This is a genomic window from Cupriavidus sp. 86D6 (genome assembly GCF_057815095.1).
This window is the reverse complement of sequence record NZ_JBYPSB010000001.1, coordinates 310,296-328,267: the sequence shown is the minus strand read 5'-3', so window position 1 is coordinate 328,267 and position 17,972 is coordinate 310,296. Positions and strand designations below refer to the sequence as shown.

15 protein-coding genes are annotated in these 17,972 nt (G+C 68.4%); 8 read left to right on the top strand and 7 right to left on the bottom strand.

Annotated elements, in window-relative coordinates; translation table 11 throughout:
- Positions 1 to 256: 256 nt before the first annotated feature.
- The 3 genes from bamE to AC3G88_RS01500 all read right to left on the bottom strand — a co-directional run bounded on the left by bamE (position 257) and on the right by AC3G88_RS01500 (position 6,890).
- Positions 257 to 805, bottom strand: a complete 549-nt coding sequence (gene bamE, locus AC3G88_RS01510) for an outer membrane protein assembly factor BamE domain-containing protein (protein ID WP_488893034.1) — start codon at positions 803 to 805, stop codon at positions 257 to 259.
- Positions 806 to 870: 65 nt separating this feature from the next.
- A complete protein-coding gene (locus tag AC3G88_RS01505; RefSeq protein ID WP_488893033.1) occupies positions 871 to 5,007 on the bottom strand; it encodes a translocation/assembly module TamB domain-containing protein in 4,137 nt (1,378 codons plus the stop codon).
- The gene (locus AC3G88_RS01500) at positions 5,007 to 6,890 is read right to left on the bottom strand and encodes an autotransporter assembly complex protein TamA (protein WP_488770685.1); all 1,884 of its coding nucleotides are present in this window, start codon (positions 6,888 to 6,890) and stop codon (positions 5,007 to 5,009) included. Before AC3G88_RS01500 ends, AC3G88_RS01505 begins: the two co-directional genes overlap by 1 nt.
- 173 nt (positions 6,891 to 7,063) lie before the next feature.
- Here AC3G88_RS01500 and AC3G88_RS01495 point away from each other — a divergent pair, with 173 nt between their 5' ends.
- The 3 genes from AC3G88_RS01495 to panC all read left to right on the top strand — a co-directional run bounded on the left by AC3G88_RS01495 (position 7,064) and on the right by panC (position 9,196).
- Entirely contained in the window at positions 7,064 to 7,255 is a 192-nt protein-coding gene (locus tag AC3G88_RS01495; RefSeq protein WP_153947417.1) for a DUF3460 family protein, read from the top strand.
- A 32-nt stretch (positions 7,256 to 7,287) separates the two neighbouring features.
- Positions 7,288 to 8,196, top strand: a complete 909-nt coding sequence (locus AC3G88_RS01490) for a segregation and condensation protein A (protein ID WP_488893032.1) — start codon at positions 7,288 to 7,290, stop codon at positions 8,194 to 8,196.
- Between the two features lie 157 nt (positions 8,197 to 8,353).
- Positions 8,354 to 9,196 carry a pantoate--beta-alanine ligase gene (panC, locus tag AC3G88_RS01485; RefSeq protein WP_488770686.1) on the top strand — a complete coding sequence of 281 codons (843 nt, stop codon included), beginning with the start codon at positions 8,354 to 8,356 and terminating at the stop codon, positions 9,194 to 9,196.
- Positions 9,197 to 9,363: 167 nt separating this feature from the next.
- Here panC and AC3G88_RS01480 read toward each other — a convergent pair whose 3' ends face one another.
- Positions 9,364 to 10,551, bottom strand: coding sequence for a PepSY-associated TM helix domain-containing protein (locus AC3G88_RS01480; protein ID WP_488893031.1), 1,188 nt, complete (start codon positions 10,549 to 10,551; stop codon positions 9,364 to 9,366).
- 178 nt (positions 10,552 to 10,729) lie between these two features.
- Here AC3G88_RS01480 and AC3G88_RS01475 point away from each other — a divergent pair, with 178 nt between their 5' ends.
- Positions 10,730 to 11,284, top strand: coding sequence for a GNAT family N-acetyltransferase (locus tag AC3G88_RS01475; protein WP_488770688.1), 555 nt, complete (start codon positions 10,730 to 10,732; stop codon positions 11,282 to 11,284).
- On the opposite strand, the gene AC3G88_RS01470 is transcribed toward AC3G88_RS01475, so the two are convergent.
- Positions 11,259 to 12,839, bottom strand: coding sequence for a cobyric acid synthase (locus AC3G88_RS01470; RefSeq protein WP_488893030.1), 1,581 nt, complete (start codon positions 12,837 to 12,839; stop codon positions 11,259 to 11,261). The two genes, AC3G88_RS01475 and AC3G88_RS01470, sit on opposite strands and share 26 nt — an antisense overlap.
- 107 nt (positions 12,840 to 12,946) lie before the next feature.
- Between AC3G88_RS01470 and cobU the strand changes: the two genes are divergently transcribed.
- Genes cobU through AC3G88_RS01450 form a run of 4 tightly spaced genes read left to right on the top strand, consistent with a single transcriptional unit; the run spans position 12,947 to position 16,633 of the window.
- The gene (gene cobU / locus AC3G88_RS01465) at positions 12,947 to 13,687 is read left to right on the top strand and encodes a bifunctional adenosylcobinamide kinase/adenosylcobinamide-phosphate guanylyltransferase (RefSeq protein WP_400395465.1); all 741 of its coding nucleotides are present in this window, start codon (positions 12,947 to 12,949) and stop codon (positions 13,685 to 13,687) included.
- The gene (gene cbiB, locus AC3G88_RS01460) at positions 13,684 to 14,661 is read left to right on the top strand and encodes an adenosylcobinamide-phosphate synthase CbiB (RefSeq protein ID WP_488893029.1); all 978 of its coding nucleotides are present in this window, start codon (positions 13,684 to 13,686) and stop codon (positions 14,659 to 14,661) included. The genes cobU and cbiB overlap by 4 nt, the downstream gene beginning before the upstream one ends.
- Complete coding sequence (gene cobD, locus AC3G88_RS01455; protein WP_488893028.1) at positions 14,658 to 15,740, top strand: threonine-phosphate decarboxylase CobD; 1,083 nt, start codon at positions 14,658 to 14,660, stop codon at positions 15,738 to 15,740. The genes cbiB and cobD overlap by 4 nt, the downstream gene beginning before the upstream one ends.
- On the top strand, positions 15,737 to 16,633 hold the full coding sequence (locus AC3G88_RS01450; protein WP_488893027.1) for a cobalamin-binding protein: 897 nt from the start codon (positions 15,737 to 15,739) through the stop codon (positions 16,631 to 16,633). Before cobD ends, AC3G88_RS01450 begins: the two co-directional genes overlap by 4 nt.
- Here the strand turns inward: AC3G88_RS01450 and AC3G88_RS01445 are convergent.
- Together AC3G88_RS01445 and AC3G88_RS01440 are read right to left on the bottom strand one after the other, a co-directional pair.
- Entirely contained in the window at positions 16,630 to 17,211 is a 582-nt protein-coding gene (locus AC3G88_RS01445; RefSeq protein ID WP_488893026.1) for a histidine phosphatase family protein, read from the bottom strand. The genes AC3G88_RS01450 and AC3G88_RS01445 overlap by 4 nt on opposite strands.
- Positions 17,196 to 17,972 carry an adenosylcobinamide-GDP ribazoletransferase gene (locus AC3G88_RS01440; RefSeq protein ID WP_488893025.1) on the bottom strand — a complete coding sequence of 259 codons (777 nt, stop codon included), beginning with the start codon at positions 17,970 to 17,972 and terminating at the stop codon, positions 17,196 to 17,198. Before AC3G88_RS01440 ends, AC3G88_RS01445 begins: the two co-directional genes overlap by 16 nt.

The following is a 17,972-nucleotide window of genomic DNA, read 5'->3' as shown; positions in this document are numbered from 1 at the left end:
AGCGGTTCAAATTGCGACAGGTCGGCAAGCAGAGCCGCGTTGCCCTCTCCCCCGCCCCTCTCCCACTTCGCGGGAGAGGGGAGACAACACACGCGGCATCAAACTCCCACCCACCGCTCCCCTCTCCCGCCGGGCGGGAGAGGGGTTGGGGGAGAGGGCGCAGCGGTTCAATTTGAGACAGGTCGGCAAGCAGCGCCGCGTTCCCCTCTCCCACAAGTGGGAGAGGGGAACACCCCTCGACACCTCAGCGCGTCATTTACCCGCCCTGCCGTTTCGACGGATCGTCGCTGCGCGACGTGGTGGTCACCGTGCCGTCGTTGTTGAAATGCACGTTGAAGAAGGCCCGGTCCGTCGGGCTTTCGAACCAGCGGTAGCCCCACACCTCTTCCTGCTTGAGGCGGAACGCCTCGACCTTGGTCGGCTTGCCCAGCATCCGGCGGATCTGGTCCTTGTTCATGCCGGGTCGTACTTTTGCGAAATTGTCGGCCGTCAGCACCTGTTCGATGGCGCGGACGGTGCCGTCGGCGTTGGTCGTCACCATCCATGTGGTGGCGCCTTCGGGGCCGCGCGGGTATTCCAGGCGGCGGCCGCCGTCCGGTTCTTCCCAGACGATCTCGGGCTTGCCGGCCTGGCGCCGCACATCGTCCTCGGTGGATTTGCCGATCTCGATGCCCTTGAACAGCTGGCTGTCGGGCTTCACGCTGTTCCAGGTGTCGGTGGCCACCGATTTCGCCTTCTTCATGGCTTCGTCGACCTTCTGCTGGTCGCATCCGAACAGGGCAAACAGGCTGGCAATCAGTCCCATGGCGGCAAGGCGTCGGCGAGACGCGTGGTGGAAAGGTGGCATCGCAAGCCTCGCAAGGATTGGCTTCATCGTTTGATGGCTTCGACGGGATCGCCGGCCGGTGCGCTGGCGCCGTCCGCGGCGGCATCGGCCGCCGCATTGCGGCGCCGACGCGAATCGCCGGCAAACAGCGTATCCCAATTGTTGAACCGGCGGTTGAACAGCACCGACAGGCCGTTGATCGATCCGCCCTTGGCAATCAGCGACCAGCGCCGCGAGAACGCCCAGGTCAGCTTCACCACGTTCGATGCCGACGTCAGGCTCTGCTCGTAGCCGACCGAAATCTGGTCGGACACCGCCTTGCCGATGCTGACCACCTGCTGGTCGTTCAGCCCGGCCGTGCTGGGTCCGATCGAGAATTCGTCGATGCCGAAATGCGACACCACGCTCTTGCCGGCCTTGCCGCCGATCATGCCCAGCGCCGCCCCGCCGATGGCGCCGCCGCTCAGCTGGCGCTGCTGGCTGGACCCCGCGCTTTCCGCGCCGTAGCCGAACATCAGCCACGACAGCTTGTCCTCGTCGGGCACGTTCGGCTCCGACACCAGCCGCACGCGCGGCAGCCGTACCGTGCCCGTGACTTCCACGCCCGCTTCCACCTCCTGGTTGCGGCGCAGGGCGCGGATGAACATGTTCGGGTTGTCCACCGGACCGTTGAAGTTGATCGTGCCCCGTTCGATATCGAGCTTGCGGCCGAACGCCTCGTAGGTGCCTTCCACCACGCGCACCGTGCCCGTGGCCCGCATCGGCGCCAGCGGCTCGCTCTTGATGCCAAGCTGCCCGGCCAGCAGGATATCGGCGCCAGCCCCCCGGAAGCGGAAGTTGTCGCCCAGGTCGATCGTCACGTCGATCAGCGGACTGAAGCGGCTGGCCGGCCTGGACTCGGGCACCACCGGCGTGGCAGCGGTCTTCAGGGCACGTTCGTCCTTGCGGCGCACCACGACCACGTCGTCGCCCAGCACCGGCGCGCTGGCCTTGGGCAGGTCGAACAGGCCGCGATCCACGCGGAACTTGCCACGGATGGCGATCAGCCTGTTCTCGTTGGCGATGCCGGCCTCGCCGGACACGATCAGCGTGCGCTCCGGGCTGGCAAACAGCTGCAGCTTGTCGGCAACGATGCGGCCGGTCAGGTTCGGATCGGTCTCGCCCAGCTTCACCGCGCCAGTAGCCGTCAGCGTGCCGTCACCACCCCGGAATCGCACCTGCTTCAGTTCCACGGTGTTCTGGTCCAGCACCACGTGCACTTCGCCGTCGGTCAGGCGGATACCCAGGTCGTACAGCGTGACGCCGATCCCGTTGCCGTCGATGGCGCCGGTCAGCAGCGGTTTGCCCACCGTGCCGGCCAGTTGCAGTGCCGCGGCCAGCTTGCCTTCGAGCGCGTACTGCGGGCCGCTGAGCGTCTCCAGCGATTTCAGGCGCGGGATGTCGGCCGTGACCGTGCCGCCGAGCGTCGATCCGGGCCCCACCGTCAGCAGGCCCTGTTCGCTGACCAGCCCCGCCGATGCATCGACGGTCACCTTGCCGATCCGTTGCGACGTGCTGCCGCCGCGCAGTGTCACGCGATTGCCGCTGAACTCGGCCCGCAGCGCCGTGTCGCTCAGGCCAAGTGTGGTCCAGCCCCGGCCCGCATTGACCGACGCATCGCCGCTGCGGCGCCGGACTTCGGCAAATCCGGCGGCGGTTTCGGCCAGCGTCAGGTTCCAGCCGCCATCGAGCACGAGGTCCGAGCGCACCGGCTGCGATTCTCCGGTGAACGTCTCCACCAGCTTGATGATGTTGCCCACCTCCACGCCGTTGAACGCGCCCTGCGTGCGGATGCGGCCGTGATCGAACTCGAAACCTTCGATATTCATCGTCGCGCGCTCGAACTGCAGGCGCGTCTGCCCCAGCCGGATATGGCGATCCGCCACCATCAACTGGGTGGGCGAGACAAGCCGGACCTTGGCCGTGCCGCTTTCCTCCAACGTGCGGATGGTGCCGGTCCAGCCCTTGTCGCCGCGCCACGCGCCCTGCCCCGACAGCGACAGCTGCAGCGGGCGCTCGTGCATCGTGCCGGCTGCCTTGGCGTCGAATGTGTGATCTGCCTGGGTGCCGCTCAGGTTGGCGTCGAGCGTGCGGACCGTGGCCTGCGGCCCGTGATAGTCGCGCGCGGCCAGTTGCGCCGACAGCGTGCCGTTCAGCCCGCCGCGCAGTTCCACATGGCCGTTGGCGCTGGCCACCTTGTGCGGCCCCACCACCAGTGACTGCGCGCTGTAGTCGCCCACCACCTCGGGCTTCTTCAGCGTGCCCGTGACCACCGCGTCCACCTTCGCACGCCCACCGACGCCGAACTTCAGGCGGTCCAGCTGCGGGGCGTCGATGTTGACCTTGAGGCTGTCCCCGCGCGCGCCGAAGCTGCCATTCAGGTTCACCTGGTTGCCAGCCATCAGCAGCGATGCCTGGCTGGGCAGCAGGCGCTCGCCCTCCAGCCGCACCTTGCCGTTGCCGGTCATCGGCAGCCCTGCGTATTCGCTCTCGCCCAGCGCGAAGTCAAGCGCCACACGTAGCACTTTCTCCAGCGAGCCCTTCGTCGAAAACTCGGCGTTGATCCGGCCCGGCGCCACCTTGGCCAGCCGCGCCGGGTCGAAATTGGCGAGCTTGCCCTTGAAGTCGAACGGTTGCTCTTCCTTGAGCCCGAGCTTGCCGTCGGCGGTCAGCGTGCCGCTGCCCAGGCCCGCCCGCAGCGCCTTGAGCGTGACCGCGTCTTCGTCGATCCGGGCATCGGCGAACAGCTTGATCTCGCCGCCGGCCACATCGAGCGCCACGCTCTGGCGGCCGGGCTCCAGCCGCAGGATCACCGGGCCGGACAGGTTCGTGGCCACCATGCCGGTATGCAGCGCGGCGGCATCGAGGTGCCGGACATCGAGATCGAAGCCGCCCCGCCCTTCGCGCAGCGTGCCCTGCCCGACGATCTCGGCGCGGCCCGGCAGCTGGATCCGCAGGTCGCGCAGCGTCTGCGTCAATTCGCTCAACTCGACGCGCGCCTGCACGGCATGCACGGGCAGGCGTTCCTTGTCGATCGGGCCCGGCTCCAGGTTGCGCACGCTGACGTTGCCGGCCACGGCCAGCGGGTTCCTGGTGGGGGCGGCCGGTGTGGGCACGGGCGCCGATGCCGACGCGGCCGATGCGGCGGCCACGGCGCTGGCGGTCGATTCACCGGGCTTCGGTTTGGCCACCTCGGGCGGCGGCGGCACCGATTCCACCGGGCGCAGTTCCGCATGGACGGTCAGGTTGGCCTGCGGCGCGGTAGGGCTGAACAGGCGCGGGTTGATGCGCTCGCCATCGACAATCAGGTGCGTGAACGGCACCTTGCCGAACGGCGTCACATCGGCATTGCCGCGCGCCCGGATACGGTCGCCGCTGGCTTCCAGTTCGGCCCGCAGCTGTTCCAGCGATCCGCTGGCCGTGGCGGACACCGCGTAGGTCTCTTCCTTCCAGCGGCCCTCCAGCAGCGCCTCGGCCGTCAGCGGGAACGGCGTCTTGCCGCCGATCTGCGCGTTGGCCTGCAGCTTGCCGTACGGCGTGACGACCTTGTCGACGACCACGCGATGGCGCTGGCCGTCGCTATGCAGCGCGCCGGACAGGTCCGACAGCACCAGCGGGGTCGACGTGGCGGCCGGCCCCTGCAGCAGCGACAGCTCGCCGACGGTCAGCGTGTCCACGTCGACAGCCAGCGGCAGTTCCAGCGACTGCGGCATCCTTGCCGGCTCGGTGCTCGGCGGGGAAGCCGGCAGGCGCGCGTCGATCCTGCCCAGCTTCAGCCATGCCACATGCACCCGCGTGGGCGACCATGACACGTCCCACCTTGCGTCGATCCGGTCGATGGTCACGCGCGTGTCGCCCGTGGCGAATACCACGTCGTGCAGTCGCAGCCCGCTGGCCACGGTGCCGCCATCAAGCTGGCCGGCAAGCATCCCCGCGGACAGCCGCGTGGCCACGTTCCACAGATGGCGCGTGCCGGTCTCGGTGCGCAACGCCGCCACGGCCGTGGCGACCAGCGCGATCAGCAGCACCAGCAGGATGCCCAGCAGCCAGGCCAGCACCTTCCACACGCGGCGGCGGCGCCGAGGCTTGGCCGGCGTGTCGCGGCCCTCGCGCGGCACGGGGGGCATGTCCGGCATGTTCATCAGAACGCCACCCCCAGCGAGATATGCGGCCGGAACTGCTTCTGCTGGATGCCGTAGCCGACATCGAGCTGCACCGGCCCCACCGGACTGCGCCACCGCGCGCCCACGCCCACGCCGTGGTAGATCTTGATGCCGTTCAGGTTGTTGGTGGCGGTACCCATGTCCCAGAACACGGCGGCGCCCCATTCGGGCTTGAACCAGTACTGGTATTCCAGGCTGCCCGTGCCCAGGTAGCGCGCCGGCAGCACACTCTTGCCGGACGGCGTGCCGATCGACTGGTAGCTGTAGCCGCGGATCGAATCGGTGCCGCCCGCGCGGAAGCGCAGCGTGGCCGGAATCAGCGACGGATCGTTCGACGTCATGTCGGCGCCCAGTTCCAGCCGCGCCACGAACAGGTCGCGGTTGCCCACCGGCACGTACTGGCGGATCCGGCCATACATGCGAAGGAAGGTGGCGTCGCTGAGCACGCCCTTGGCGGCCACGCCGATCTGGGTGTTGATCACGTTGCCCCGGCGCGGGAAGACCGGGTTGTCCACGTCGCGGCGCGTCCACGCGAATGCCGGCACCAGCGCCTTCGAGTACTGCGACGGCTCGCCGTACGGCGTCAGCACGTCATAGTAGAAGTCGAGCGACACCGTGGTGTCGTACTTCTCGCGCGACCGCGAACGCTTCAGGCCGGCGCGCCAGCTCTTGGTGTCGGTGCTCTCGACGTCGATCAGGCGTTCGTAGCTGGTATAGATGCTGTTGCGGTACGTGTGCGGATCTGGCGGCATCGCCATTTCCACAAACCCGTACTGGCGCTTCTGTTCGATCCGGGCCTGCGAGTCGAGCACCCAGGCGCGGTTGAACAGGTTGTAGTACGAATAGCGGCCTTCCACCTGGGCGCCGGTATCGGTGGTGAAACCGACACCGGAACTGAGCCGGTGCGTCGGATATTCGCGCACCTTCACCTTGACCGGCGCCGTCACGGTCTGCTGCTGCGCGGCGGCCTCGGCCGACGTGGCGGCGGGCGGCTCCTGCAGTTCAACCTGCACGTTCGAGAAATAGGGCTGGTTCTGGACCGCCCGCTGGAATTCCAGCAGCCGCTCCACCCGGTACGGCTCGCCCTCGTTCAGCGGATTCACGTTGCGGATGATCTGGGCCGGATAGCGGCGCGTGCCTTCGATCTCGAGCGGCCCGAGCACGTAGGCCGGGCCGCTCTCGTACCTGGCCCGCAGGTCGGCCGCCTGCTCGTCGGGTTCGATGCGCGCCTGCGACGACGCGAGCCTGGCGCCGTAGTAGCTCTTGCTCTGCAGTTGCACCAGGGCGTCTTCCTTGGCCTTGTCCCAGTCTGCCTGCCGGAACGGCTGGCCCACCGGCAGGCCCCATTTCTGGCGCATCTGCTCCACCTGCTCCGGCGACAGCGTGGCGGCGGGGCCACTTACCTCGACATCCGCGCGCCGGATCACCGTGCGCGCGCCGGGGTCCACGCTGATATGCACCACGCGATGGTCGCCCTCGCCTTCCACCGTGGCCTTGGTGACCGGGTCGAACCAGCCTTCGGTGGAAGCAAACTGGCGCACCTGGTCGCCCACGGTTTCCACCATGTACTGGAACTGGTCGTCGGAAATATCGGTGCGGGTGGTGTAGCGCGACAGGTCGAGGTGTTCTTCGAGAATGTCCTTCAGCGCCTTGGGCGCGTCGATCTCGACCTTGTACTGGGCTTTGGCGGCATGGGCGGGCTGCCAGGGCGCCACCAGCAGCATCAGGGCGATGGCCAGGGTGGCGGCATGGGCGGTGACGTGGGCGGCGACTATACGCGAGAGCCGGCCGGCACCGCCGGAGGTGCCTGGCGCCTTGGCTGGGGCGGGCTGTGCGGCCAAGCGGCCCAAAGCAATCGTCATCCGTCCTGGTGGCTCCCGAATCAAGTCGCTATTTGACCACACCACCGGCGCCGCAAGGCCATCCCGACGCCAAAATTCGGGTTTCCGGGGTCCGCGCCGGCAGGCGGGCTTGCCGATACGGTAAAATCTTGCCCCGTCATCCCCAACCCCGCCCAAAGGGCACAGGTTTCATCATGGCCATGTACGAATCGGATATCACCCAGTTCCTGAAGACGCTCAAGCAGGAGCGCCCGTCGCTGGAAGCGGAGCAGCGCGAAGGCCGCGGCCTGCTGTGGGACAAGGCCCCGATCGACCTCGAGGAACGCGCCCAGGCCAACGCCTCGCGCGTGGCGCAGAAGCCGTACGTCTACTCGTCCGACAACTGATCGGCCATCCGGCCACGCCGACGACCATCCCGATGCATCCGAGCGATCCGCTGGACCCCGGCGCGCAGGAAAAACTGACGCTGCCCGTCGAGTTGCCCAGCGTGGCGCAGCCTGTCGGCGCCAGCGCCAATCCGGCCGACATGGTCGACGGGGTGGCCTTCGCCCGCCTCTATGGCGAGCCGCTGTTCAAGCTGCCCCAGGATCTGTACATCCCGCCCGATGCGCTGGAAGTCTTCCTGGAAGCCTTCGAAGGCCCGCTTGACCTGCTGCTGTACCTGATCCGCAAGCAGAACTTCAACGTCCTGGACATCCCGATGGCCCAGGTGACGCGTCAGTATCTTTCGTACGTCGACCAGATCCGCCAGACCAATCTGGAGCTGGCGGCCGAGTACCTGCTGATGGCGGCGATGCTTATCGAGATCAAGTCGCGCATGCTGCTGCCAGTCAAGAAGGCCGACAGCGACGAGGAAGCCGAGGACCCGCGTGCCGAACTGGTGCGCCGCCTGCTCGAATACGAGCAGATGAAGCTGGCCGCCCAGCGCCTGGACACCGTGCCGCAGCTGGGCCGCGATTTCCTGCGATCGCAGGTCTATATCGAACAGAGCCTGGTGCAGCGTTTTCCCGATGTGGAAACGGTGGACCTGCAGTCCGCCTGGGCCGACGTGCTCAAGCGCGCCAAACTGAACCAGCACCACAAGATCTCTCGCGAGGAACTGTCCGTGCGCGAGCATATGAGCCAGATCCTGCGCCGCCTGCAGCACGCCCGCTTCATGGAATTCAGCGAGCTGTTCGAGGACGCGATCCGCTCCGGCAAGGGCGTGCCCGTGGTGGTGGTGAACTTCATCGCCATGCTCGAACTGTCGCGCGAGGCGCTGGTCGAGATCACCCAGGCCGAGCCATTCGCACCCATTTATGTGCGATTGGCGTACACGCCAGCCTGATCCTTCCACCCCGCGGAACAATTCCCCGCCGGCGCCGGGCCCGAACCGGCGCGGATGCTCTACAATCCGCCGACAGCCGGCCAATGCAATCCCAGAGAGCCGGCACGCCAGCTGCCACGCAGCGGCACGCTCCAACCACGACGGCACACCACATTTCATGAAAGTCATTCCTTCCATCCAGGAATTGCGGGACCAGTTGCGCGGCCAGAACCGCGTGGCGTTCGTTCCCACCATGGGCAACCTGCATGAAGGCCACCTGTCGCTGATGCGCCTGGCACGCCAGCATGGCGACCCCGTGGTGGCGTCGATCTTCGTCAACCGCCTGCAGTTCGGCCCGAACGAGGATTTCGACAAGTACCCCCGCACGCTGCAGGACGACGTGGAAAAGCTGCAGAGTGAAGGGGTGTACGTGCTGTTCGCGCCGACCGAGGCCGACATGTACCCGGTGCCGCAGGAATACCGCGTGGAACCGCCGCACGACCTGGGCGACATCCTCGAAGGCGAATTCCGCCCCGGGTTCTTCAAGGGCGTCTGCACCGTGGTGATGAAGCTGTTCTGCTGCGTGCAGCCGCGCGTGGCCGTGTTCGGCAAGAAGGACTACCAGCAGCTGATGATCGTGCGGCGCATGGCGCAGCAGTTCGCGCTGCCCGTGGACATCATCCCGGCCGAGACCGTGCGGGACGAAGACGGCCTGGCGCTGTCGTCACGCAACCGCTATCTCGGCGAAGCCGAGCGCAAGGAAGCGCCGGTCCTGTACAAGACGCTGCACGAGGTGCGCGACGCCGTGCTGGGCAACGGCCACGTCGATCTGCTGGCCGTGGAGGCCGACGCGCTGGGCCGGCTGCAGGCACGCGGCTGGAAGCCCGACTATGTGTCGATCCGCAAGCGCAGCAACCTGCAGGCCCCGACGCGCGAGGAATTCGCCGCCGGCGAACCGCTCGTGGTGCTGACCGCGGCCAAGCTGGGGAATACGCGGTTGATCGACAACCTCGAAATCTAAGTCGCGTCCCGATAGTTTGCTCCCCTCTCCTGCCCAGCGGGAGAGGGGTTGGGGGTGAGGGCATTGCGCTTCAAATTGCGACTGGTCGCGGATTGATACCCTTGCCCTCTCCCCCGCCCCTCTCCAACAAGTGGGAGAGGGGCGAAAACCTCTCCCGCCTCACATCCTCAAGCCCGCTTCAGCCGCGCCTTTTCCCGCTCCAGATGGCGCTTGTGGCCGCTGCGGCGTTTCCACCAGATCAGCACGCCGGTCACGGCGAACGCCAGCGGCATCAGGCCGAATGCGGTGATGAACGCGCGGCCGTAGGTGCCGAACGCCTCGCCGGTATGCAGCGGGAACAGCCACAGGATCAATGCGTCGCCGGACCGGGCGTCGCGCGGATCGCGCGCGCCGAGCGGCCGCCCGGTATAGGCGTCGAGCCAGAGCCGCGTGGCGCCGCTGTCTTCCTGCAATTCGCCCTCCTGGCGCAGTCGCACCTCGTAGGCATCGCCGGGCTTGCGCGGCAGGCTGATACGCGTGACCTGCGCCCCCGGGAACTGCTGCTGCGCCGCCGTCATGGCCTGGGCCGGGGTGATGGCGTGGGCGCCGGCCGGCGGCGTATCGGACTGGTGCTTCACCTGCGGGCTCACGGTCATGACCGTGCTGATGATCGGCGTCACCCATTTCGGCAGGTTCAGATACCAGCCCGAAAACGCGATGGTGGCCAGCACCGGCGCCGCAAAGATGCCGCCCGCGCGGTGGAAGGTATAGACGAAGCGCGACCACGAACCGCCGTGCGCAATCCGCACCGACTGCTTCAGCGCCCGTAGCTTCATCTTGGGCCACCACAGCACCACGCCCATCAGCACCGTGAAGCACAGCACCATCCCGGTCACGCCGACGATGGTCTTGCCCGTATCGCCGGACAGCAGGTAGCGATGCAGGTGAAACAGCGTCGGCATGATCTGCTGGCGCGACAGCCCCGGCACGCCGAACAGGCGCTCGCCCTTCACGGCCAGCGTGATGGGGTCGATCATGACCTGCCGCGAGCGGCCCGGCATCGCCTCCGGCCCCTTGATCGGGTAGTAGGCGATGAACACGTCGTGTTCGTCGACCGGCAGCATCAGCAGGTTGGGCTTGCCATACTTCGGATCGGCCATCAGGCTGGCCGTGACCGCTTCCACGGTGGCGGCGCCCACCGGGATGCGCGTGGCCGACACCCCTTGCAGCAAGTCTGGATTGAGCCACTTGTCGATGTCGTCCCGCCATGAAATCAGCGTGCCGGTCAGGCCCATCATGACGAACAGCAGGCCGAAGACCAGCCCGATATAGCGGTGCAGCTTGACGAAAACGGTACGCAGACGACCGGAGACCATGGGAGTCTTTCTTTTTAAATGCAGCGCTTGACGCACATTTTGTAAGCTTTCGCAAAGTATCTGTGCGCCACCGCCCAAATGCAAATGCGAAGAATTCGCGATTCTAGCAGCGTGCCGTTAAGATCGTGGGCGCGCCATCCCCTTGCGCCCCATCCGGTCCGCCCCGCCCTGCCCCGCCATGCCCCTGATCGAACTGGTTCCCGCCACCCCGGCCGACGCCGATCTGTTAGCCGCCATGCACGCCGAAAGCTGGCGCGATGCCTATGGCGGGCTGATTCCCGCCGATTATCTGGAAACCTATGCGCCAGCCGAACGGCTGGCCACCTGGCGTGCCCGGATGCTCGAAGGCGCTGAAGCCCCGCTGGAAGCCACCATCCTGCGTGTGAACGGGCAGCCAGCCGGATTTTCTTGCCTGATGCCGCTGGCCGAACCCGGCTATGGGATTTACCTGGACAACCTCCATGTGATGAAAGCGTTTCACGGGCGAGGCTATGGCAGAACGCTGATGGCCCACTGTGCCGCGAGGGTGGCCAGCCAGTGGCCCGGCAAGCCGTTGTTTCTTTATGTGCTCGACGGCAACACGCAGGCGCGCGCGTTCTACCGGCGCCTGGGCGGCGTGGAATCGGAGGCCTTCAACGACCCGTTCCCGGGCACCGATCTCATGGTGGCCATCCGCCGCGTCAGCTGGGACGACGTGGACGCGCTGGTCAGCCGGCTGGCGCCGGGGCCGTAGCCACAAGCGGCCCGAACATCGCGCGCAGGTCGAGGTGCGCGGCCATGCTGTCGGCCAGCCGGTCGATCGACGCCTCGCGCAGTGCATCGAGCGCAATGCCCTGGGCCCGCGCCAGACCGGCCCAGCGCAGCAGCGCGCCGCAGGCGTCCGGATGGTCGAACAGGCCGTGGACATAGGTGGCCATCACCTGGTTGTCATCCGATACGGCGCCGTCGGGCCTGCGATTGCCGCCCGCATCATCCGAACCATCCGCACCATCCGAACCGTCCGCCGAGTCCAGCCACAGCGCAGGGCGCGCCAGTGCCGGGCCGTGGGTGACGCCCAGATGGATCTCGTACCCCTCCACCGCTGCCCCGCCAGTTGCCGCATCGAGCCGGCCGGCGACGCGCCGCAACTGCTTCTCGGGCGCCAGTGTGGTGTCGAAGTCGAGCAGGCCCAGCCCATCGCTGGTGCCGGCCGGGCCTTCGCGGCCGTCGGGGTCGTGGATCAGCCGACCCAGCATCTGCATGCCGCCGCAGATGCCCATCAGCTTGCCCCCGTAGCGCAGGTGCCGCAGCAGCGCCGGCTGCCAGCCGTTGGCGCGCAGGAAGGCAAGGTCGGCGCGCACGCTCTTGCTGCCCGGCAGGATCACCAGGTCCGCCGGCGGAATCGGCATGCCGGGTCCGATGAACTGCAGGTCGACGTTCGGGTGCGCCCGCAGCGCGTCGAAATCGGTATGGTTCGAGATGCGCGGCAGCACCGGCACGATCACGCGCAACACATCGCCATCACGGCTGGCCACCTGCGCGCTGGCGATGGCGTCCTCTGCATCGAGATGCAGGCCGTGCAGGTATGGCAGCACACCGAACACGGGTTTGCCGGTGCGGGCCACAAGCCAGTCCAGGCCCGGCTGCAGCAGCGCGATATCGCCGCGAAAGCGGTTGATGATGAAGCCCTTGATGCGCGCCCGCTCGGATTCGGACAGGCAATCGAGCGTGCCCACCAAATGGGCGAACACGCCGCCGCGGTCGATGTCGGCCACCAGCACCACCGGGCAGTCGACGCGCTCGGCAAAGCCCATGTTGGCGATGTCGCGGTCGCGCAGATTCACTTCGGCGGGGCTGCCCGCGCCTTCCACCAGCACCACGCCGTACGCCTGGCTCAGCCGCGCGTGGCTTGCCAGCACGGCGGCCATCGCCTGGGGCTTGTAGGCGTGATAGGCCTTGGCGTCGAGATCCATGCGCGCGCGACCGTGGATGATGACCTGCGCGCCAATGTCGCTGCTGGGCTTGAGCAGCACCGGATTCATGTCGGTATGGGGCTGCAGGCCGGCCGCGTGCGCCTGCAACGCCTGGGCGCGCCCGATCTCGCCACCATCGACGGTGACCGCGCTGTTCAGCGCCATGTTCTGTGGCTTGAACGGGGCCACGGCCACCCCGGCGCGCGCCAGGATGCGGCACAGGCCGGCCACGACGGTACTTTTGCCCGCGTCGGACGTGGTGCCCTGAACCATCAGGGTGCCGCGCAAGGCACGCGACGCAAACGGAAAGGGATTGGCAGACGGATCGTTTCGCATCGCGCGATTATGGCAGCAGCGGCCCGCCATCCGCACAGCGCCTTTGGCCGGAAAACTCTGCAGATTCATGCATGCGGCCGGGGGATGCGACGGCTACAATACGCCGGATGAAGACCCAAGCCCCGCCCCAGGCGCTCAATCTCTCGGCCATTTCCGAACCGGCTTCGGCAGGTGCGGTCACGGACGCCAATCCGGTGACCGAGGCGGAACCGCAGCCGCAGGCCGGCACCGCCGCGCCGCGCGAACTGACGCTGGTGCTGGGCGGCGCGCGCTCGGGCAAGAGCCATTTCGCCGAGCAGCTCGCCGCGGATCATGCGGCCCTGACGCGCGGCCCGGTCACCTATATCGCCACGGCCCGGCACGACGCCGAAGCGGCCGATCAGGAAATGGAAGTCCGCATCGCGCTGCATCGCGCGCGCCGGCCGGCCGACTGGACGCTGGTGGAAGAGCCGGTGCATCTGGCCGACGCGCTCTACGCGCATGCGCGCCACGACGGCTGCATCCTCGTCGATTGCGTGACGCTGTGGCTCAACAACCTTGTCTTCGGCGAGAACCGCGAGTATCCCGAACACGGCGTCATCACGCCGCCGCCCGCCTTTACCGAGGAAATCGACGCGCTGATGACCGCGCTGCCGATGCTGCCCGGCCATGTGATCCTGGTGTCGAATGAAATCGGCTTCGGCGTGGTGCCGATGGGCGCCATCACGCGTTTCTACGTCGACGAACTGGGCCGGCTGAACCAGAAGCTGGCCGCCGCCGCCGATCGCGTGCGGCTGCTGGTCGCCGGCATCCCGGTATCGATCAAGGACCCCGCTCCGTCCCAGGCTCGCGGCACCCACACACGATGATCATGCTGTCCTGGCCTGCCTGCGTGGCGGCCGCCCTTGCCGGCGTGCTGCTGGACCGCTGGCTTGGCGAGCCGCGCCGCTGGCATCCGCTGGTTGGATTTGGCCGTCTCGCGTCGGCCGTCGCCAACCGTCTCAATCGTCCCGAACGCAGCGCCGCGCGTCAGCGGCTGGCCGGACTGCTGGCGTGGGCGCTGGTGGTGCTCGGGCCGGCCGCGCTGGCCGCATGGCTGGTCTCGTGGGCGGCCGATGTGCATCCGATGCTGGCCTGGGCGCTGCACGCCGTCGCGCTCTACTTCGCGCTGGGCGCCTGCAGCCTGACCGAGCACATCGCCCCGATTGCCGACGCCCTGACCCGCAACGACCTGCCCGCCGCGCGCACGCTGACGGCACGCATCGTGTCGCGCGACACGGCCGATGCCGATGCCGAAGCGCTGGCGCGGGCCGCCTGCGAATCGGCGCTGGAAAACGGCAACGATGCCGTCTTCGGCGCGCTGTTCTGGTTCCTCGTCGGCGGCGCGCCAGCCGTGATCGTCTTCCGGCTGGCCAATACGCTCGACGCCATGTGGGGCTATCGCACGCCGCGCTGGGAAATGTTCGGCTGGGCTGCTGCCCGCATCGACGATGGGTTGAACCTTGTGCCGGCGCGGCTGACCGCGCTGTCGTACGCGCTGCTGGGCGCCACCGCGCAGGCAATGCGCTGCTGGCGCACGCAGGCACCGGCCTGGTCGAGCCCGAACGCCGGCCCCGTGATGGCGGCCGGTGCCGGCGCGGTCGGCGTGGCGCTGGGCGGTGGCGCGCGCTACCACGGCGAGTGGGAAGAACGCCCGCCGCTGGGCGTGGGCGACGCCCCGCGCGCCGCGCACGTACACGCCTGCCTGCGGCTCGTGCAGCGCACGCTGTGGCTGTGGCTCGGCGTGGCGATGCTGAGCGTGCCGCTGGTGGCAGGCCTGGTTGCGAAATGGGGAACGGCGTGACTGAAGTGAGCGGCGTGCGCGGCGTGAGCAGCGCCCCGGCCCCGATCCGCCATGGCGGCAACCTGCTGGCCGCCGTGCGCCGCTACGGCCGTGCGGTGGAAGACTGGCTCGATCTGTCCACCGGCATCAATCCGGCCGGCTATCCGGTGCCCGCGCTGCCTGCCGACGCCTGGCAGCGGCTGCCGCAGGACGACGACGGCCTGTCGGAGATCGCCGCGCAGGCCTATGGCGCGCCGCACGCGCTGCCGGTAGCGGGATCGCAGGCGGCCATCCGCACGCTGCCCACCTTGCTGCGGCCGGGGCGCGTGGGCATCGCCGCGCTTGGCTACAGCGAATATGCGCCCGCGTTCGCGCTGGCCGGCCACACGGTGGTGCCGCTCGACGAGCAGGACTTCGCCCGCGACGACCTGCCAGCCGGGCTCGATCATCTGGTCGTCGTCAATCCGAACAATCCGACCGCACGGCTGATCTGCGCCGACCGGCTGCTGCGCTGGCATGCGCAGCTGGACACGCTGATCGTCGACGAGGCGTTCCTCGACAGCACCACCGCGCCATCGCTGGCCGCGCACACCGGCCAGCCCGGGCTGGTCGTGCTGCGCTCGATCGGCAAATTCTACGGGCTGGCGGGCATGCGCTGCGGCTTCGTGCTGGCCGAATCCGGCCTGCTCGATGCCCTGTCGCGCCGGCTTGGACACTGGACCGTCTCCGGGCCGGCCCGCGCCGTGGCCCGGCTGGCGCTGACCGATACCGCGTGGCAGGCCGCCACCCGCACGGCGCTGCATCGACAGGGCCAGCGTCTGGCGATGCTGCTGCGTGACCACGGGCTGACGCCGGTATCGCAGCCGCTGTTCAGCTGGGTGCCCGATGCCCGCGCACCTGCCCTGCACGAGGCGCTCGCCCGGCAAGGTGTCTGGACGCGCCTGTTCGACGCCGCTGGCGGCTGCCCGGTCAGCCTGCGGCTGGGCCTGCCGCCCGATGCCGAGGATGCCTGGCAGCGCCTCGATGCCGCGCTGGGCGCGGCACGATCCGACTGGCAAGCCGGCGCCACAGACCACCCCATCCTCACCGGACCACGATGAAGGCCTCCTCGTTCCTGCTCGCCACGGCGCTGCTCGCCAGCGCCTGTGCCCACGCCGCCGTCACCGTCACCGACGACGCCGGCCAGACCGTCACGCTGGCCCAGCCCGCACGGCGCATCGTCTCGCTGGCCCCGCACGTGACCGAGCTGATCTACGCGGCCGGCGGTGGCGATCGCATCGTCGGCACGGTCAGCTACAGCGATTACCCGCCGCAGGCGCGCGACATCCCGCGCGTGGGCGACAACAAGGCGCTGGACCTGGAACGCATCGCCGCGCTCAAGCCCGACCTGATCGTAGTCTGGCGCCATGGCAACGCCCAGAAGCAAACCGACCGCCTGCGCGCGCTGGGCATGCCGCTGTTCTTCAGCGAGCCGCGCCGCCTGGAATCGATACCGGAAAATCTTGAAAAGCTTGGCACGCTGATGGGGACGGATGCCGTGGCCAACCGGGCCGCCACCGACTTCCGCCAGCAGGTCACGACGCTGCGCAAGACCTATGCCGATCGCCCGCCGGTGACGGTGTTCTATCAGGTATGGCAGCAGCCGCTGATGACGCTGAATGGCCAGCATCTGGTCAGCGACCTGCTGACGCTGTGTGGCGGCCGCAACCTGTTCGCCCGGGAGTCGCCGCTGGTGCCCACGGTGTCGGTGGAGGCCGTGGTGGCCGGTAACCCGGAGGTCATGCTGACGGCCGGCATGGGGGCCACGCGCCCGGACAAGCCGCTGGCGGATTTTTCGATGTGGGAGAAATGGAAGCAGGTCACCGCCGTGGCGCGCAACAACCTGTTCATTATCGACGGCGATCTGGTCAACCGCGCAGGCCCGCGCGTGGTGCAGGGCGCGGCCGAAATCTGCAAGGATCTCGAAATCGCGCGCTCGCGGCGCGGCAACTAGCCGGCCACGCGATTCCACCAGTCCAGCCTCGGCGCGCCATCGCCCAGGCTGAACTTGCAGGTGGCGCCGAACCCGAGCGGCCAGTTCAGCGTCTGCGCCAGTGCCATCCCCAGCCAATGGGCGGCCAGCATGCGCATCGGCCCGGCGTGGGTCACCACCCACAACCGCGTGTCCGATTCGACATCGAGCGTATCGGCCCACTCGGCCACGCGCGCCGACACCTGTGCCGGGCTTTCGCCGCCGTGCGGGCGGGCGCCCATCAAATCGGCGGCCCACAGATCCAGCGCATCGCGCGGGATCTCGGCCCAGGACTGCCCTTCCCACGTGCCGAAATCCATCTCGCGCAGGCGCGGCTCCACATCGGCAACGCGCAGTTCCGGCAGGCAGGCCACCAGTTGTGCGGCCGTGTCGCGCGCGCGCAGCGCGGGGCTGGTCACGATGCGATGCGGCGATGCCAGACCGGCCACGATCCGCATCGGGGCGGGCGTGACGGGCATCGTCAGCGTCAGGTCGAGACTGCCGTAGCAGATGCCCGCCGCCACCTCGGGCTGGGCGTGGCGAATTAGTAGAACTTCCATGCCGCGGCGACCAGGTAGATCGACAGCTCGGCAAGCTGCTGGGACATGCCCAGGCAATCGCCGGTATAGCCGCCGATGCGCCGCACGAAATAGGCCCCGAGCGCGGCGCGCAGGCCGGCCAGCACCAGCACGGTCACGATGGCGAACCACGGCGAGACCCAGAGCAGCGGCAGCACGCCACAGGCCAGCGCGAAGAGCGGGCTGCGGGTTTCCAGCCGCTGGGCCACCGGCTTGGCCTTGCCTTCGTGGCGCACATAGTCGTGCGTGGCCAGGAACGTGATGGCCATGGCGCGGCTGGCGCCGTGGCCTGCCACCAGCACCGCCAGCAGCATCGCGCCGCCGTGGGTTTCGCCGACGGACACGAGCAGCTGCCATTTCAGCAGCAGCGCCACCACGATGGCGATGGCACCGAACGCGCCCACGCGGGAGTCATGCATGATCCGCAGCACGTCCTCGGGCCGGTAGCCGCCGCCGAAGGCATCCACGCAGTCGGCCAGTCCGTCCTCGTGGAACGCGCCCGTCAGCAGCAGCGTGGCAGCCATGCCCAGCACGATGGCCACCGACGGCGACCAGAGCTGCCATGCCAGGCCCGTCACCAATGCCCCCGCCACGCCCACCAGCAGGCCCACCGCCGGAAAATAGCGTGCGGCGGCGTTCAGGTAGTGCGGCGCGAACCCCACCCACACCGCCAGCCGCTGCGGCATGGGCACGCGCGTGAAGTAGCCCACGGCGGTCAGGAAGAAGCGGAGTTCGTCGGCCAT

What these genes read in the sequence shown, in the direction of transcription:
- AC3G88_RS01480 (WP_488893031.1), bottom strand. Translation starts at nt 10,551, where the DNA reads ATGGTCTCCGGTCGTCTGCGTACCGTTTTCGTCAAGCTGCACCGCTAT.
- AC3G88_RS01450 (WP_488893027.1), top strand. Translation starts at nt 15,737, where the DNA reads ATGAAGGCCTCCTCGTTCCTGCTCGCCACGGCGCTGCTCGCCAGCGCC.
- AC3G88_RS01505 (WP_488893033.1), bottom strand. Translation starts at nt 5,007, where the DNA reads ATGAACATGCCGGACATGCCCCCCGTGCCGCGCGAGGGCCGCGACACG.
- AC3G88_RS01440 (WP_488893025.1), bottom strand. Translation starts at nt 17,972, where the DNA reads ATGGCCGACGAACTCCGCTTCTTCCTGACCGCCGTGGGCTACTTCACG.
- AC3G88_RS01475 (WP_488770688.1), top strand. Translation starts at nt 10,730, where the DNA reads ATGCCCCTGATCGAACTGGTTCCCGCCACCCCGGCCGACGCCGATCTG.
- AC3G88_RS01495 (WP_153947417.1), top strand. Translation starts at nt 7,064, where the DNA reads ATGGCCATGTACGAATCGGATATCACCCAGTTCCTGAAGACGCTCAAG.
- AC3G88_RS01445 (WP_488893026.1), bottom strand. Translation starts at nt 17,211, where the DNA reads ATGGAAGTTCTACTAATTCGCCACGCCCAGCCCGAGGTGGCGGCGGGC.
- bamE (WP_488893034.1), bottom strand. Translation starts at nt 805, where the DNA reads ATGGGACTGATTGCCAGCCTGTTTGCCCTGTTCGGATGCGACCAGCAG.
- AC3G88_RS01490 (WP_488893032.1), top strand. Translation starts at nt 7,288, where the DNA reads ATGCATCCGAGCGATCCGCTGGACCCCGGCGCGCAGGAAAAACTGACG.
- AC3G88_RS01470 (WP_488893030.1), bottom strand. Translation starts at nt 12,839, where the DNA reads ATGCGAAACGATCCGTCTGCCAATCCCTTTCCGTTTGCGTCGCGTGCC.
- AC3G88_RS01500 (WP_488770685.1), bottom strand. Translation starts at nt 6,890, where the DNA reads ATGACGATTGCTTTGGGCCGCTTGGCCGCACAGCCCGCCCCAGCCAAG.
- panC (WP_488770686.1), top strand. Translation starts at nt 8,354, where the DNA reads ATGAAAGTCATTCCTTCCATCCAGGAATTGCGGGACCAGTTGCGCGGC.
- cbiB (WP_488893029.1), top strand. Translation starts at nt 13,684, where the DNA reads ATGATCATGCTGTCCTGGCCTGCCTGCGTGGCGGCCGCCCTTGCCGGC.
- cobU (WP_400395465.1), top strand. Translation starts at nt 12,947, where the DNA reads ATGAAGACCCAAGCCCCGCCCCAGGCGCTCAATCTCTCGGCCATTTCC.